Source organism: Actinomadura meridiana, from assembly GCF_039537545.1.
GTDB classification, from domain to species: domain Bacteria; phylum Actinomycetota; class Actinomycetes; order Streptosporangiales; family Streptosporangiaceae; genus Spirillospora; species Spirillospora meridiana.
Map to the genome: position 1 here is coordinate 187,433 of NZ_BAABAS010000006.1, position 13,679 is coordinate 201,111.

Annotated in this window: 15 protein-coding genes and 1 tRNA gene; 10 read left to right on the forward strand and 6 right to left on the reverse strand. The window is 71.4% G+C overall.

Features of this window, described 5'->3' with window-relative positions; translation table 11 throughout:
- Nucleotides 1-113: 113 nt before the first annotated feature.
- Genes ABD808_RS14145 through rdgB form a run of 3 tightly spaced genes read left to right on the forward strand, consistent with a single transcriptional unit; the run spans nt 114 to nt 2,197 of the window.
- Nucleotides 114-863: an MBL fold metallo-hydrolase gene (locus ABD808_RS14145; RefSeq protein ID WP_344897932.1), complete on the forward strand. Its 750-nt coding sequence runs from the start codon at nt 114-116 to the stop codon at nt 861-863.
- A gap of 18 nt (nt 864-881) precedes the next feature.
- The gene (rph, locus tag ABD808_RS14150; protein WP_344895817.1) at nt 882-1,601 is read left to right on the forward strand and encodes a ribonuclease PH; all 720 of its coding nucleotides are present in this window, start codon (nt 882-884) and stop codon (nt 1,599-1,601) included.
- Nucleotides 1,598-2,197 (forward strand): RdgB/HAM1 family non-canonical purine NTP pyrophosphatase, encoded by a 600-nt coding sequence (gene rdgB / locus ABD808_RS14155; RefSeq protein WP_344895820.1) that lies wholly within the window; start codon nt 1,598-1,600, stop codon nt 2,195-2,197. The genes rph and rdgB overlap by 4 nt, the downstream gene beginning before the upstream one ends.
- Nucleotides 2,198-2,413: 216 nt before the next feature.
- On the opposite strand, the gene ABD808_RS14160 is transcribed toward rdgB, so the two are convergent.
- The 3 genes from ABD808_RS14160 to ABD808_RS14170 form a co-directional block, all read right to left on the reverse strand.
- Nucleotides 2,414-3,334: an anti-sigma factor RsbA family regulatory protein gene (locus tag ABD808_RS14160; protein ID WP_344895823.1), complete on the reverse strand. Its 921-nt coding sequence runs from the start codon at nt 3,332-3,334 to the stop codon at nt 2,414-2,416.
- Nucleotides 3,334-4,242, reverse strand: coding sequence for an MEDS domain-containing protein (locus ABD808_RS14165; protein ID WP_344895826.1), 909 nt, complete (start codon nt 4,240-4,242; stop codon nt 3,334-3,336). The genes ABD808_RS14160 and ABD808_RS14165 overlap by 1 nt, the downstream gene beginning before the upstream one ends.
- A gap of 77 nt (nt 4,243-4,319) precedes the next feature.
- Nucleotides 4,320-5,330 (reverse strand): anti-sigma factor RsbA family regulatory protein, encoded by a 1,011-nt coding sequence (locus ABD808_RS14170; protein ID WP_344895829.1) that lies wholly within the window; start codon nt 5,328-5,330, stop codon nt 4,320-4,322.
- A 195-nt stretch (nt 5,331-5,525) separates the two neighbouring features.
- On the opposite strand from ABD808_RS14170, the gene ABD808_RS14175 reads away from it, so the two are divergent.
- Nucleotides 5,526-5,613: transfer RNA gene (locus tag ABD808_RS14175), tRNA-Leu, on the forward strand.
- A gap of 8 nt (nt 5,614-5,621) precedes the next feature.
- Here the strand turns inward: ABD808_RS14175 and bcp are convergent.
- Nucleotides 5,622-6,089: a thioredoxin-dependent thiol peroxidase gene (gene bcp, locus ABD808_RS14180; protein ID WP_344895832.1), complete on the reverse strand. Its 468-nt coding sequence runs from the start codon at nt 6,087-6,089 to the stop codon at nt 5,622-5,624.
- 141 nt (nt 6,090-6,230) lie between these two features.
- On the opposite strand from bcp, the gene ABD808_RS14185 reads away from it, so the two are divergent.
- Entirely contained in the window at nt 6,231-6,542 is a 312-nt protein-coding gene (locus ABD808_RS14185; protein ID WP_344895835.1) for a DUF3618 domain-containing protein, read from the forward strand.
- A 119-nt stretch (nt 6,543-6,661) separates the two neighbouring features.
- Here the strand turns inward: ABD808_RS14185 and ABD808_RS14190 are convergent, their stop codons facing one another.
- Nucleotides 6,662-7,342: an SIMPL domain-containing protein gene (locus ABD808_RS14190; RefSeq protein ID WP_344895838.1), complete on the reverse strand. Its 681-nt coding sequence runs from the start codon at nt 7,340-7,342 to the stop codon at nt 6,662-6,664.
- 65 nt (nt 7,343-7,407) lie between these two features.
- Nucleotides 7,408-8,592: an amino acid deaminase/aldolase gene (locus ABD808_RS14195; RefSeq protein WP_344895841.1), complete on the reverse strand. Its 1,185-nt coding sequence runs from the start codon at nt 8,590-8,592 to the stop codon at nt 7,408-7,410.
- 103 nt (nt 8,593-8,695) lie between these two features.
- Here ABD808_RS14195 and purU point away from each other — a divergent pair, with 103 nt between their 5' ends.
- The 5 genes from purU (at nt 8,696) to ABD808_RS14220 (ending at nt 13,661) form a co-directional block, all read left to right on the forward strand.
- The gene (gene purU, locus ABD808_RS14200; protein ID WP_344895844.1) at nt 8,696-9,538 is read left to right on the forward strand and encodes a formyltetrahydrofolate deformylase; all 843 of its coding nucleotides are present in this window, start codon (nt 8,696-8,698) and stop codon (nt 9,536-9,538) included.
- Nucleotides 9,539-9,683: 145 nt separating this feature from the next.
- Nucleotides 9,684-10,292, forward strand: a complete 609-nt coding sequence (locus ABD808_RS14205; protein WP_344895847.1) for a DUF6286 domain-containing protein — start codon at nt 9,684-9,686, stop codon at nt 10,290-10,292.
- Nucleotide 10,293: 1 nt separating this feature from the next.
- A complete protein-coding gene (locus ABD808_RS14210) occupies nt 10,294-10,860 on the forward strand; it encodes a hypothetical protein (RefSeq protein WP_344895850.1) in 567 nt (188 codons plus the stop codon).
- 531 nt (nt 10,861-11,391) lie between these two features.
- Nucleotides 11,392-12,993: a sensor histidine kinase gene (locus ABD808_RS14215; protein ID WP_344895853.1), complete on the forward strand. Its 1,602-nt coding sequence runs from the start codon at nt 11,392-11,394 to the stop codon at nt 12,991-12,993.
- A complete protein-coding gene (locus ABD808_RS14220) occupies nt 12,990-13,661 on the forward strand; it encodes a response regulator (protein WP_344895856.1) in 672 nt (223 codons plus the stop codon). Before ABD808_RS14215 ends, ABD808_RS14220 begins: the two co-directional genes overlap by 4 nt.
- Nucleotides 13,662-13,679: the final 18 nt, after the last annotated feature.

Genomic DNA, 13,679 nt, shown 5'->3' on the forward strand with positions numbered 1-13,679 from the left:
CACTGGTGTCAGGTGCCGACGAGACCGTCCGGGGCGCGCGGGCCGGGCCCGGCGCGGACCGCTTGGGCAAGGCTCTGACCTGATTCCTCGGGGGACACGAAGGAGGAGTGAGCGTGCGGGTCACGGTGATCGGCTGCTCCGGAAGTTTCCCGGGGCCGGACAGCCCCGCGTCCAGCTACCTGATCGAGGCGGACGGCTACGCGCTGGTCCTCGACCTCGGCAGCGGCGCGCTCGGCCCGTTGCAGCGGTTCCGTTCGCTGTACGAGATCGACGCCGTCTGCATCTCGCACCTGCACGCCGACCACTGCCTTGACCTGTGCGGATACTGGGTGGCCCGCACATACCGTCCGGGCGGCCCGGCGCCGCGCATCCCGGTGCACGGCCCCACCGGCATCGCCGCGCACATGGCCAGGGCGTACGATCTCGACCCCGAACCCGGCATGTCCGAGGCGTTCGACTTCACGCCTCTGCGCCAGGGTCCGTACGAGATCGGCCCGTTCCGCGTGACGACCGCGCTGATGTCGCATCCGGTGGAGGCGTACGCCTTCCGCGTCGAACACAACGGCAGGACGGTCGTCTACTCCGGCGACACCGGGCCGTCCGAGACGCTGGTCGACCTGGCCAGGGACGCGGACCTGTTCCTCTGCGAGGCGTCCTTCCTCGATCGCCCGGGGCTCCCCGCCGAGCTGCACCTCACCGCCCGCGAGGCGGGCGAACACGCCGCCCGCGCCGGGGCCGGACGGCTCGTCCTCACCCATCTGGTGCCATGGAACGACACCGACGTCTCGCTCAAGGAAGCGAAGGCCAGCGACTACGACGGCCCCATCGACCTCGCCCGGGTCGGCGCCCAGTACACCTTGTGAACCCGTAGGGTATTGCGCATGGCTCGCCCCGACGATCGTGCACATGACCAGCTTCGCCCCGTCCGCATCCAGCGCGGATGGCTCGACCACGCGGAAGGGTCGGTGCTGGTCGAGTTCGGCGCGACCCGGGTGCTGTGCGCCGCGTCCGTGCAGGAGTCGGTGCCCCGCTGGCGGCGCGACTCCGGCCTCGGCTGGGTCACCGCCGAGTACGCGATGCTGCCCCGCGCCACCAACACCCGCAACGACCGCGAGTCCGTGCGGGGCCGGATCGGCGGCCGCACGCACGAGATCTCCCGGCTGATCGGACGGTCCGTCCGCGCCTGCGTCGACTTCAAGGCGCTCGGCGAGAACACCGTCCAGCTCGACTGCGACGTCCTCCAGGCCGACGGCGGCACCCGCACCGCCGCGATCACCGGCGCGTACGTGGCCCTCGCCGACGCCGTCACCTGGATGCGCGGACGCAAACTGCTGCGCGGCGACCCGCTCATCACGTCCGTGTCGGCGGTCAGCGTCGGCGTCGTCGACGGCGAACCGCGTCTCGACCTCTGCTACGAGGAGGACGGCGCCGCCAACACCGACATGAACGTCGTGTGCACCGGCGACGGCCGCTTCGCCGAGGTGCAGGGCACCGCCGAGCGCGCCCCGTTCGACCGCGCCGAGCTGGACGCCCTTCTCGACCTCGCCGCCGCGGGCTGCGCCGAACTGACCCGGCTCCAGAACGAGGCCCTCGCCCGATGACCCGGATCGTGCTGGCGACCCACAACCAGGGCAAGGTCAGGGAGCTGCGGAGCATCCTCGGCGACCTCGACGTCGCGGGCCTGGACGAGTTCCCCGGCGCGCCCGACGTGCCGGAGACGGAGCTGACCTTCGAGGGCAATGCGCTGCTGAAGGCCCGCGCGATCTCCGCGTTCACCGGGCTGCCCGCCGTCGCCGACGACTCCGGCCTGTGCGTGGACGCCCTGAACGGCATGCCGGGCGTCCTGTCCGCCCGCTGGTCGGGCACCCTCGGCACCGGCGACCGCGACGCCGCGAACCTCCGCCTCGTCCTCGACCAGGTCGCCGACGTCCCCGCCGACCATCGCGGCGCCGCCTTCGTCTGCGCGGCCGTGCTGGTCGTCCCGGGCGGCGTCGAACACTGCGTCGAGGGCCGCCTGCGCGGCTCCCTCATCCACGCCCCCCGGGGCACCGGCGGCTTCGGCTACGACCCGGTCTTCGTCCCAGACGGCGAAACCCGCACCACAGCCGAACTGACCCCCGACGAGAAGAACGCCATCAGCCACCGAGGCAAGGCCTTCCGCGCCCTCTCAGCCCTCATCCCCGCCGCCCTCTCCTAACCGGCCCGCAGCGGTCGAGGTACGCGGGAACAGCAACCACCTCCGCGACCACGCAGGGCCTCAACCGCCGCGATCGCGTCCGAAGGCTGGTTCGAGCCTGCGAGAACCAGATCGCGAAGCGAGCCGCTAGGCGAGTCGAGAGCGATGCAGCGATCGCACCGCAGTTCACGACGATGGGAGGGCGCCCAGCGCCCGAAGGAGGAGTGCACTGCAAAACTACAGGTGCACGGCTAGGCGGACTCTCGTACCGTCCCAGGTGGCTCTCAGGTCCATGAGGTCGACCAGGAGGCGGACGGTCCAGAGGCCGAAGCCGCGTTGGAGGGCCGAGTCGGGGGGGATGAACCCCGTCAGCGGGCTTGGGCCGGGGCGCCAGCAGCCGCTGTCGCCGATCTCGCAGACGAGGCTGTCGCCGTCCGGCCAGAGCCAGAGGCCGACGGGCGGGGTGCCGTGTTGGAGCGCGTTCGCCGCGACCTCGTTGGCCGCGGTGACGAGGTTCTGGGTCTTTTGCCTGGTGATGCCGTGCTTGGCGGCGCGTTGGTCGATGAACGTCCGCATGGTGTGCAGGTCGTCGCCGTCGATGGGCAGGTATTCGGCGGTGCCGGGACGGTCGGCGCGCAGGCCGCGGTCGCAGCCCGTCCCGAAGGTGACCGGGTCGATGTACTCGCCGCTCGGGTCGGTGTGTCCGGACGCGAGCAAAAGAGGATGGGTGCGGCGTGCCTCGTCGACGATGCGGTCAGGCAGGGTCGCGGTGTCGTAGGGACACAGGGCGCGGGCGCCGGAGCTTTCGAACACCACGTTGATGAGGGACTCGTAGCGGATCCATTCGAGGGTCTGCCGGTCGTCCCATCCGTCCCAGACGGGTTCGGCGAGGGCGCAGAGGCGGCGCGGCTGGCTCTGTTTCACGACGGCCTGGTAGTCGCGCAGGGTGTGGACGGGGTGCTGGTAGAACTCCGCCGAGTCGTAGAAGACGATCGGCGGGCTGGTGCCGAGCACGTCCCGCAGGGCGGTCAGGTTCGGTTGGCGGACCACGGCGATCACGGCCTGGTCCCGGTCGAGCCCCGAGGTGAGGAACGGGACGGTGACCGACAGGAATTCGTCGACGTCGCGGTACAGGAACGCCCGGTGCTCCAGCCCCATCAGCCGATGCCCTCCGTGCCGGGGAGCCGTCCGGCGGTGCCGCGGGCGAGACCGGGCAGCCGGTGCCAGCCGACCATCTCGATGACGTGCTCGACGTGCGGGGTCAGGTGGTCCAGCACCAGCGGCTCGCCGCCGGGCAGCCCGGTGGCGTGCTCGGCGAGCAGGTGCAGCCCGCCGAGGTCGATGAACGCGAGCCGCGAGTAGTCGAGGTGGATGCGGCCGCGGCCCTTGTTCACCTGGTAGAGCTGTTCGGCGAACACGGCGTGGCGGGCGGCGTCCAGCTCTCCCTCGACGCGCAGGCCGTCGGGTTCGAATGTGCGCACGATCTTCAGGATCCCGTCGTCGAATTCAGGGTTCGCTTCCACGAGTACCTCGTGTGTGTTGCGAAGGGCGATGAGCTCGTCGCGCGAGCACGCGCGACGGTCGATCTGGCAGATGGCCATCGCCATCGTGCTCGGCGAGACCGTGTCACCCACCCGGTGTTCGCATCCCAGCATCTGGCCGAGGTCGGACAGCCTCGGCTCGTTCACCAGCCAGCTGTAGTCGGTGGTGATGCGGACCGCGCGAAACCCCTGCCCGAACGCCTCGCCGACCTCGCGGCCGAGGACGTCCAGCATCATGGCCGGTTCGAAGCGGCCGCGCCGGTCTAGGCAGGCGTCCTGCCGGGAGATCACCCGCAGCCTCCTGGCCCTGAGATGGGCGTCCGCGTCGATGGTGCTGACGATTCCGGGCAGCCGGTCGGGCGGGGCGTCGGTGACGTACACGACCTTCTCGTTGGTCTGGAGCCCTTCCCGGACGAAGGTTCCGATGACCCGGTCGCGTTCCCTCGGGCCGGTGTAGGCCAGCCAGGCATGGTCGCCGGGTCGGACGGCGCTCACGGGGCGCCTGGCGAACCAGGATGTCTCCATGACCTGCCCCTCGGGGTCGGTGACTCGTTCAGGGTACGCCGCATCCGGAACTTTGGAAGCCCAACGCATGCGCTTCCTCACCCTCCGTTCGCATCGCTGGTAGGCGGGCGTGGCAGCGCGAGCCGCAGCCGGACGACGCTGCCCGTGTCGCCCCTCCTGATCTGCACGGTCGTACACAGCAGCCGCACGGCCCACAGGCCGAACCGTCCATCGGACGCGGCGCCCGCGGGACGCGGCGGGATCAGCCCGTAGCCGGTGCCCGGAGCCCACCGGCCCGCGTCGGTGACCTCGCAGACGAAGGCGGGTTCGCCGTCGAGGTCGTCGGTCCACATGCGCAGGACGATCGGCGGCTCGCCGTGCCGCAGCGCGTTGGTGACGATCTCGGTGACGGCGACGAGCAGCCGCTTGACGTCCTCCGCGGGCAGCGGCGTCCGCCGGGCGTAGTCACCGACGTAGGCGCGCAGCCAGTACAGGTCCGGCTGGTCGATCGTGAACGTGTCGGCGTCGCGCGGCGGGTCGGCCAGCGGTTCGCGGTCGCACCGTTCGCAGAAGGCCCACGGGTCGACGAACCCGGGGTTGGGCACGGAGCGGGCGCCGCGCACCGTCTCCGGGTGCGTCCGGCGGGCGGCGGCGACGACACCGGCGGGCAGCGCGGCCGCGTACGGGCACATGATCGCGGCACCGGTATTGCGGAACGCGACGTTCACCACGGCCTCCGCCCGCTGCCAGTCGGCGACCTCCAGCGGCGACCGCGACGCCCACACCGGGTCGCCGAGGAGCCGGAGCCTGCGCCCCCGGCAGGCGGCGTCGTCGGCGTCGCTGAGGCAGTCGGCCAGGGTCCGCGACGGATGCGCGTACCAGGCCGCCGCGTCGGCGAACTCGACGTGCGCGGCGGCGGGGCCGAGCGCGTCCCGCAGCAGGGCCTCGCGCTCCGCCTCGCACACGGCGAGGACGCGTTCGCCCGCGTCGACGCCGTCGAGAAGGAACGGGAGGGCACCGTCCAGGAACTGCCGCAGGCCGTCGTAGGGCAGCACACGGTGCGTGAAGGATCCGCTCGCGGCGGTCCCCGCCGGGCTCGTGATCATCATGTCACCGACTGTGCTGGCGGACGGACCCATCAAGACTAGGCTTCCCGCGCCGCCCTGCCGAGGCCGTTCGACACTATTATTCTGAGATTCCCAGCCGATGCGTCCACAATTCCAGCGCCGGCACGTCCCTAATCCGGGAAATCCGTTGCGGGGCCCGATGAGCCAGCCGCTAAGCTGAGCGCGTCGGCGGCACTGGCGGGCGTGGCGAAATCAGGTATACGCGGCAGGTTTAGGTCCTGTTGGTGGCGACACCGTGGGGGTTCGAATCCCCCCGCCCGCACCACGTGACGGTTAGACGCCGAGGTCGCGGCGGAGGCGCTCCACGTGGCCGGTGGCCTTCACGTTGTAGTACGCCTTCTCGACCTTGCCGTCCGCGTCGATGATGAAGGTGGAGCGGATGACGCCGACGACGACCTTCCCGTACAGCTTCTTCTCCCCGTAGGCGCCGTAGGCCTTCAGCACCTCGGCGTCCGGGTCGGACAGGAGCGGGAACGTCAGCCCCTCCTTCTCCCGGAACTTGGCGAGCTTGGCCGGTTTGTCGGGGGAGATGCCGACGACGGCGATCCCGGCGGCCTCCAACTCGCCGAGGCCGCCCTGGAAGTCGACGGCCTCCTTCGTGCAGCCGGGGGTCAGGGCCGCCGGGTAGAAGTAGAGGATCGCGCGCTTCCCGCGCAGCGAGCCCAACGACACCGGGTTGGCGTCGGCGTCGGGGAGCTCGAAATCGGGGGCGACGTCGCCCGGCTGTAGCCGCTCGGACACCCTGACCCGCCTTTCGCTTGGATGATGCGTCCAACGGTACCGGCTGGGGTATGGCGGGCGTTCGCCGGGAGAACCTGCCAGACTGTTCGGATCAGGTTCGCCTGCCTGGCGCGACACCGCCCGACACGATAAGGACACGGCATGGCTGACAGGTCCCGCAGCCCGGACGAGTTGGAGCGGGAGATCGAACTCCGTCGCGAGCGGCTCGCACGCACCGTCGACGAGTTCGCCACGCGGGTCAGTCCGAAACACGTCGCGCAGCGGGGTGCCGAGCGGCTGCGGGAAGAAGCCGGTCAGGTCGCGCGGGTCGTCGGCGCCGCGGTGCGTCCGGCCCATGACGATGACGACGAGGACGGCGGCGGGATCGACAAGCGCCTGGTGCTGGTGGGCGTCGGGGCCGCCGTCACCGTGACCGCCCTGATCCTCTGGGGCCGCAGGCGCAGACGTCGCTGAGCCTCGACCTTGCAGGCGCCGGTCCGCGTTTCGCGACCGGCGCCTTCGCGTGTCCGGCGCAGAACCTCGGCGACGCCCCGCTGTCCCTCACGTGTTGGAGTACGGGACGGCGTGCCCGTTCAGCCGAGCGGTGCGTCCAGGTCGGGCGACGTCGCGGTGAAACGGGCCTCGACGGTGGCGCGGACGACCTGTGTCTCGGGCTCAAGATCAATCGGTTCGGGTTCCTCGGCTCCGCCCGGGGCGCCCCCGTAGGCGGCGGCCAGCGTGACGGGACCGCGGATGTTCTGGTCACGTCCGAGACCCTCGTCCGACAATTCGACCAGCCCGGTCAGCTGGGCCCCAAGCGCCTCGGCGTAACTGCGGGCCCGCCCGACGGCTTCGTGCGCGGCCTGTCGCGCGGCCCGCCGGTACACGTCGCTGTCACGCCGCAGTTCCCAGTCGGGCCCGTTGACGTAGGTTCGCTCCAGGTCGCCGAGTCGGGCGACCAGCTCACCGAGCACACCGAAGTCGACGACCGTGACCTTGATCCACACGGTGCCCCGGTAGGCGCGGACGTCCCCCTCGCGCCGCTTGTACTTCAGCAACGGGGTGATCGACAGCCCGCCCGTCTCCACCTTCTCCACGGCCTCGCCGTACGACCTGACCAGCTCAAGGCACCGCTGGTTCCGCTCGGTGAGCCGATCGAGCGCCTTCCGCCGATCGCCCTCCTGCGACTGCACATGAACTGACAACCGCGCGATTTCCGGCTCGGCCTCCACAACGGCCTCACCACGGACACAGATGAACGGCCCATCAGTCATATTGACAACCTAACCCCAGCCGGAACCCCCACCCAACAGCTGTCGCAACCGGGGGGCGTCCCTCTTCACAGGAAGCACTGGGCTTCGCCTCGGTAGGTGGGGACGGTCTGGGTTATGTGGGTGTTTTCGATCAGGTGGAGTTCGTCGAAGCGTTCGCAGAGTTCTCCGGCCTTGGTGTGGCGGAACCAGACTCGGTCGCCGATGGCCAGGTGGTCGGCGGTGTGGCCCAGGAGGGGGGTCTGGACTTCGCCCGCGCCCTCGTTCGGGTCGTAGGTCAGGCCGGTCGGGAGGTAGGGGCGGGGGAGGCGGTCGGCGCCCGGGGGGCCGGAGGCGTGGTACCCGCCGCCCAGGCAGGTCGCGACGCCGGGACGGGGGCGCCTCACGACGGGAAGCGCGAACAGGGCGGCGGGACGGCCGGAGAAGTTGGAGTACTGGTCGAACGAGTGCGGCTGGTAGAGGCCCGAACCCGCGGCTATCTCGGTGATCGCGCGTTCGGCGGCGGTGCTCTCGACGCTGCCGGTGCCGCCGCCGTTGACGAACTCCAGGTCGGTCAGGTCGCGGACGGCCCGGACGATCGCCGCCCGGCGGCGGGCCAGTTCGGAGCGGGAACGGCGTTGCATGGTGCGGATGGCGCGGCTGCGGGCGGGACGTCCGGGCGGCACGTCTCCCACACCGGCGATCTGGGATTCGTAGGCCATGAGCCCCACGAGGCTGAGGGATCGGTGGGTGAGGACCCGCGCGGCGAACGCGGCGACCTCGGCGGGCGTGTGGAGGGGGGAGCGGAGCGCGCCGATCCGGAGGCGGCCGCCGATGGCGCGGTACGAGGCGTCCACGTCGACGCAGACGCGGATCGGCTGGACGGGCGCGCTCTCCTCGATCAGGGCGACGTGGTCGGGCGCGTCGATCATGAGGGTGATGGCGCGGGCGGCGGCGGGGTCGTGGGCCAGGGCGGCGAGGGCCGACTGGTCGGTGGTGGGATAGGCGACGAGGATGTCGTCGCTGACGTTCCGGTGTGCGAGCCAGAGCGCCTCGGGGAGCGTGAACGCCATGATTCCGGCGAAGCCGTCCATGGCGACGACCTCTTCCAGGAGGGCGCGGCAGCGTACCGACTTGCTCGCGACCCGGATCGGTTTCCCGTTGGCGCGGCGGACGAGGTTGGCGGCGTTGGCGCGGAAGGCCGCCAGGTCCACGACGGCGAACGGCGGTTCGATCCCGGCCGTCGCGATGTCGTAGCGCTCCCGGAGGTTCATCCCCGCATGCTACAGCTGAATATGAAATGTTCTCATATATAGCCGTTGGTCGATGCGCGTAAGCTCGTTCTGAGCTGGTGGTTCCCGTCACGAGAGTGAGACCGTGAACGAGTATGTGCTGACCCTGTCGTGTCCCGACCGGCCGGGCATCGTCGCCGCCGTCTCGGGGCTGCTGGCCGAGCGCGGATGCAACATCGTGGAAAGCCAGCAGTTCGGCGACGGTGACTCCGGCACGTTCTTCATGCGGGTGCAGTTCGCGGGCGACGGCGACCCGGACGAGCTGCGCGGCGCCTTCGCATCACTCGCGCCGGAGCTCGGGCTAGAGTGGCGGCTGCACGCGCTGGCCGAGCGGCCGCGCGTTCTGATCATGGTCTCGAAGAGCGGGCACTGCCTGAACGACCTGCTCTACCGGACGCGGTCCGGGCTGCTCGACCTCGACATCGTCGCGGTCGCGTCCAACCATCCGGACCTGCGGCCGCTCACCCAGTCCTACGGGATCGACTACCACCATCTGCCGGTCGGGTCGGGGGGCAAGGCCGCGCAGGAGGCCGAGATCCTGACGCTGGTCCAGCACTACCGGGCCGAGCTGGTCGTCCTCGCGCGGTACATGCAGATCCTGTCGGACGACTTCTGCGCCAAGCTGCCCGGCGCGATCATCAACATCCACCACTCGTTCCTGCCGAGCTTCAAGGGCGCTCGCCCCTACCACCAGGCGCACGCGCGCGGCGTGAAGCTGATCGGCGCCACCGCGCACTACGTCACCGCCGACCTGGACGAGGGGCCGATCATCGAGCAGGAGGTCGCGCGCGTCGACCACACCCACAGCCCGGAGGAACTGGTGGCCGTGGGACGCGACGTCGAATGCCTCGCCCTGGCCCGCGCCGTCCGATGGCACACCGAGCACCGCGTCCTGCTCAACGGAGACCGCACCGTCGTCTTCCGCTGACCAGCACCGTCGTTTCCCGCTGACCAGCGGAGACTTCATTCCGCCGACCGGCGCGGTCGTCTCTCGCTGACCGGCATGGCGTGTTTCACTCCGCGTGATGATCACTCACTATGAGTGATGACATTGGATCTCACGGGGGTCGAACATGGCCGAAGCGCTGGTCAAGGACCTGATCGAGGATGTGGACACCGAGCGGCGGGTGCGGCGGCTCGCCGTTCGGGAGCTGCGGCCACGCCGCGTGGTCGCCGGGTTCGTCGCCGCGCTGCTGGTGACCGTGACGGGCGCGGTCGCCGCGATCGAACTGCTGGGCGCGGCGCTCGGGTCCGGCGTCCACCCGGTGCCGGGCGTCGACGCGGCGGCGGACGCCCTGCGCCCCTACGCCTGGCACGATCCGGCCATCCTGGTCGGTGCGGTCGCGGTCGCGCTTCTCGGGGTTCTGTTCCTCTTGGCGGCGCTGCCGGGGCGCCCTCGTGGAGTCGCGCTGGCCGGGTCCGATCCGCGGCTGGCGGGTGCCATTGGACGGGCCCCGCTCCGGCGCGCGCTCGTGGACGCGGCGCTCGACGTCCCCGGCATCGAGCGCGCGCGGGTTCGGCGGCTGTTCCGCCGGGGTCTCGTCGTCCAGGCGACAACGCACTACCGCAATCCGGCGAATCTGGCCGAGCTGATCCAGCGCGCGGTCGACGAGCGTCTCGACCGCATCGGGCCGATGCGCCGACCGGACGTCGACGTCCGGCTCGGCTGGCGGGAGGACTGACATGAGGATCGCGATCGCGGTCACCGGGGCGGTCCTGCTGCTGTGCGGGTGCGCGGCGCTGGCGGCCGGGTTCGGTGCGGCCGAGACGTTCGGCGTCCTGTCGTCCGGGCCGGTGCTCGTCCCGGCGCTCGGACGGTTCGCGGACGAGAACGGGTGGTTCCTCCCCACCGCCGCGGCCGTCGCGGAGACCGTGGCGCTTTCCGGACAACTGTGGCTGGTATTGCAGTGCCGTTCGCTCGTCCACCGGCGGTGGCCGGACCTGGACGCGCGGACCCGCGATCTCGCCCGCTCCGCCGCCGACGACCTGAACCGCGACGCCCGGGAACTCACCGGCGTCCAGGACCTGCGCGCACGCCTCACCGGGACGGCCGCCAGGCCCCGGCTGCGGCTGCGGATCACCTGCGCGGACGACGTTCCCCTCGGTGACCTGTACAAAGAGCTGGGCGAAGGCCCCGTCGAACGGTACCGGCGGACCATCGGCATGGTGGATCTGCCGGTCGTGATCCGATTTCGGCCCGCGTCCACCCGTCCGGGGAAACGAGGCTGCCCACAACCGGACACCGCCTGACCGGGCAGGGAGGCCTACAAAAGGGGCCGGACCGGCCCTTGCCGGAGGCGCGGGGGATACCTCCGGCAAGGGGGCCGGTCCGGTCCGAGGGGCCGTACGGCGTCAGGAGCGGGGTGGACGCTGACGCCGCACGGCGGGCTCCGCGATCAGGGCGGCGAGCCCGTTCCGACCGCCTTGAGCTGCTGCGCGACCATGCTGATCTCCCTTTTCGGATCGGCGCCCGGCCGCGCACCGCGCGGGGCGACGCGGTGCGAAGCGGCCGGGACGGCAAGGTGCGGCGCCCGTCCGGGTGCCCGCGCTTGGCGGGCCCAGATCCCGGACGGGCGCCCGCGCCTTGGCAGACACCCATGCGCCGGGTGGAGCGGGCGCATGCACACGGCGGGCGTCTGCACTGGGGGATAAAGTCGCGCGGGTCGGATACAGGGGCGGATGGATCTGGTCTGTGCACCGTGACTATGCGCGGTCCTGCGGTGAACGGTCACGCTTGTGTACATTTCGTTCACGGCGTGGAGCAGACGATAAGGTGCGATTGTGCGGCTTCCCGCATGGATGAAGCCGGGCCGCTGGAGCCTGGCGCGGCAGCTGCTGGTGTTGCAGACCGCGATCGTCGGCCTGCTCGTCGCGGCCGGCGCGACGCTGGCGTACCTGGACGCCGAGCGGGCGGCCGACGACGCCGCGACCCAGACGGTCACGGCCGTCGCGGCGACGATCGCGCACTCCCAGAACGTCCGGGCCGCGCTCGCGACCCCCGACCCGAGCATCCTGTTGCAGCCGTACGCCGAGCGCGTCCGCCGCGACGCCGCCGTCGACTTCATCACGATCATGAGCCCGGCGGGGATCCGCTACACGCACCCGAACCCGGAGCGGATCGGCGGCCATTTCGTCGGCAACACCGCGCCCGCCGTCGCCGGGCGGTCGTTCACCGAGACCTACACCGGCACGCTCGGGCCGTCCGTGCGCACCGTCACTCCCGTCCTGGACGACGACGGCCGCGTCGTGGCGCTCGTCGCGGTCGGCATCACCGTCCGCGTGATCTCCGGGGAGCTGCGGGAACGGCTGCTGTATCTGCTCGCCGTCGCCGCGTCCGTCCTGGTGGCCGGGGTCGGCGGCAGCTACCTGGTGTCCGCGCGGCTCCGCCGTCAGACGCGCGGCGTGGCGCCCGGCGAGCTGCGCGAGATGTTCGAGTACTACCAGGCGATCCTGCACTCCGTCCGCGAGGGGCTCCTCCTCATCGACAAGTCGGGACGGGTCGTCCTGTGCAACGACGCCGCCCGCGACCTGCTCGGCGTGCCCGAGGGGTCGCGCGGACGGAAGATCACCGACCTCGGGCTCCCCGGCGAACTGGCCGCCACCCTCGTCTCCCGGGAACCGAGATCGGACGAGATCCACGTCGGCGACACCCGCGTGCTCGTCGTCAACACCTCGCCCGTCCGGTCGCGGGACCGGGCGATGGGCAACGTCGTCACCCTGCGCGACCACACCGAGCTGCTGGCGCTGACCGGCGAACTCGACACCGTCCGCGGTTTCGCCGAGTCGCTGCGCGCCCAGGCCCACGAGGCCGCGAACCGGCTGCACACGGTCGTGTCGCTGGTGGAGCTGGGCCGGCCCGACCAGGCCGTCGAGTTCGCCACCGCCGAGCTGGAGACGGCGCAGCGGCTCACCGACCATGTCGTCGGGTCGGCGACGGAACCGGTCCTGGCCGCCCTGCTGCTCGGCAAGTCGGCGGAGGCGGGGGAGCGCGGGGTCGACCTCGTCGTCACCGAGGACACCGCGATCGAGGGCATCGTGGAGCCCCGCGACCTCGTCACCATTCTCGGCAACCTCATCGACAACGCCGTCGACGCCGCACTCTCCGGCGCCGCCGCCCGTCCGCCCCGCGTGGTCGTCAGCGCCCGCACCGACGGGGGCGAGTTCGTCCTCCAGGTCGCCGACAGCGGGCCCGGCGTCGACCCGGCCTCCGTGCCCGACATGTTCCGCCGCGGCTGGACGACCAAGACGTCGGGCGGCCCCGTCGGCCACGGACTCGGCCTCGCGCTCGTCGGGCAGGCCGTCCGGCGGCACCGCGGGGACGTCCACGTCGGCCATGACGGCGGCGCCATCTTCACCGTCCGACTCCCCCTGGATGCCCGATGATCAAAGTGCTCGTGGTCGAGGACGACCTGGTCGCCGCCGAGGCGCACCGCTCCTATGTCGAACGTGTCGCGGGGTTCACCGTCGCGGGCGTCGTCCACTCCGGCGCGGACGCCCTGCGCTTCTGTGAGCGGACGCCCGTCGACGTCGTCCTGCTCGACTTCTTCCTGCCCGACACCCACGGCCTCAAGGTGTGCCGGGCGCTGCGCGCCGCGGGCAGCGATGTGGACGTCATCGCCGTGACCTCCGCCCGCGACCTCGCTGTGATCCGCTCGGCGGTGTCGGTCGGGGTCGTCCAGTACCTGCTGAAGCCGTTCACGTTCGCGTCCCTGCGGGACAAGCTCATCGGGTACGCCCGCTTCCGGGAACAGGCCGTCGGCACCGGCGAGGTCAGCGGCCAGGCCGACGTGGACGGCATGCTCGCGACCCTCCGCACCCCCGACCACCGCTCGCTGCCGAAGGGCATGAGCCAGGAGACCCTCCAGGCCGTCACCGAGGTGCTGGCGGGCGCCCTGGACGGCCTGTCCGCCGCCGCGGCCGCCGACCTCACCGGCGTGTCCCGCGTCACCGCCCGCCGCTACCTCGAATACCTCGCGGAGAACGGCCTGGCGCGCCGTCGACCCCACTATGGCCAGGTCGGACGTCCTGAGGTGCGCTTCTACCCCGGCTAGACGGGGTACGCAAGGTAC

What these genes read in the sequence shown, in the direction of transcription:
- rph (WP_344895817.1), top strand. Translation starts at nt 882, where the DNA reads ATGGCTCGCCCCGACGATCGTGCACATGACCAGCTTCGCCCCGTCCGC.
- rdgB (WP_344895820.1), top strand. Translation starts at nt 1,598, where the DNA reads ATGACCCGGATCGTGCTGGCGACCCACAACCAGGGCAAGGTCAGGGAG.
- ABD808_RS14160 (WP_344895823.1), bottom strand. Translation starts at nt 3,334, where the DNA reads ATGGGGCTGGAGCACCGGGCGTTCCTGTACCGCGACGTCGACGAATTC.
- ABD808_RS14165 (WP_344895826.1), bottom strand. Translation starts at nt 4,242, where the DNA reads ATGGAGACATCCTGGTTCGCCAGGCGCCCCGTGAGCGCCGTCCGACCC.
- ABD808_RS14170 (WP_344895829.1), bottom strand. Translation starts at nt 5,330, where the DNA reads ATGATGATCACGAGCCCGGCGGGGACCGCCGCGAGCGGATCCTTCACG.
- ABD808_RS14185 (WP_344895835.1), top strand. Translation starts at nt 6,231, where the DNA reads ATGGCTGACAGGTCCCGCAGCCCGGACGAGTTGGAGCGGGAGATCGAA.
- ABD808_RS14190 (WP_344895838.1), bottom strand. Translation starts at nt 7,342, where the DNA reads ATGACTGATGGGCCGTTCATCTGTGTCCGTGGTGAGGCCGTTGTGGAG.
- ABD808_RS14195 (WP_344895841.1), bottom strand. Translation starts at nt 8,592, where the DNA reads ATGAACCTCCGGGAGCGCTACGACATCGCGACGGCCGGGATCGAACCG.
- ABD808_RS14205 (WP_344895847.1), top strand. Translation starts at nt 9,684, where the DNA reads ATGGCCGAAGCGCTGGTCAAGGACCTGATCGAGGATGTGGACACCGAG.
- ABD808_RS14210 (WP_344895850.1), top strand. Translation starts at nt 10,294, where the DNA reads ATGAGGATCGCGATCGCGGTCACCGGGGCGGTCCTGCTGCTGTGCGGG.
- ABD808_RS14220 (WP_344895856.1), top strand. Translation starts at nt 12,990, where the DNA reads ATGATCAAAGTGCTCGTGGTCGAGGACGACCTGGTCGCCGCCGAGGCG.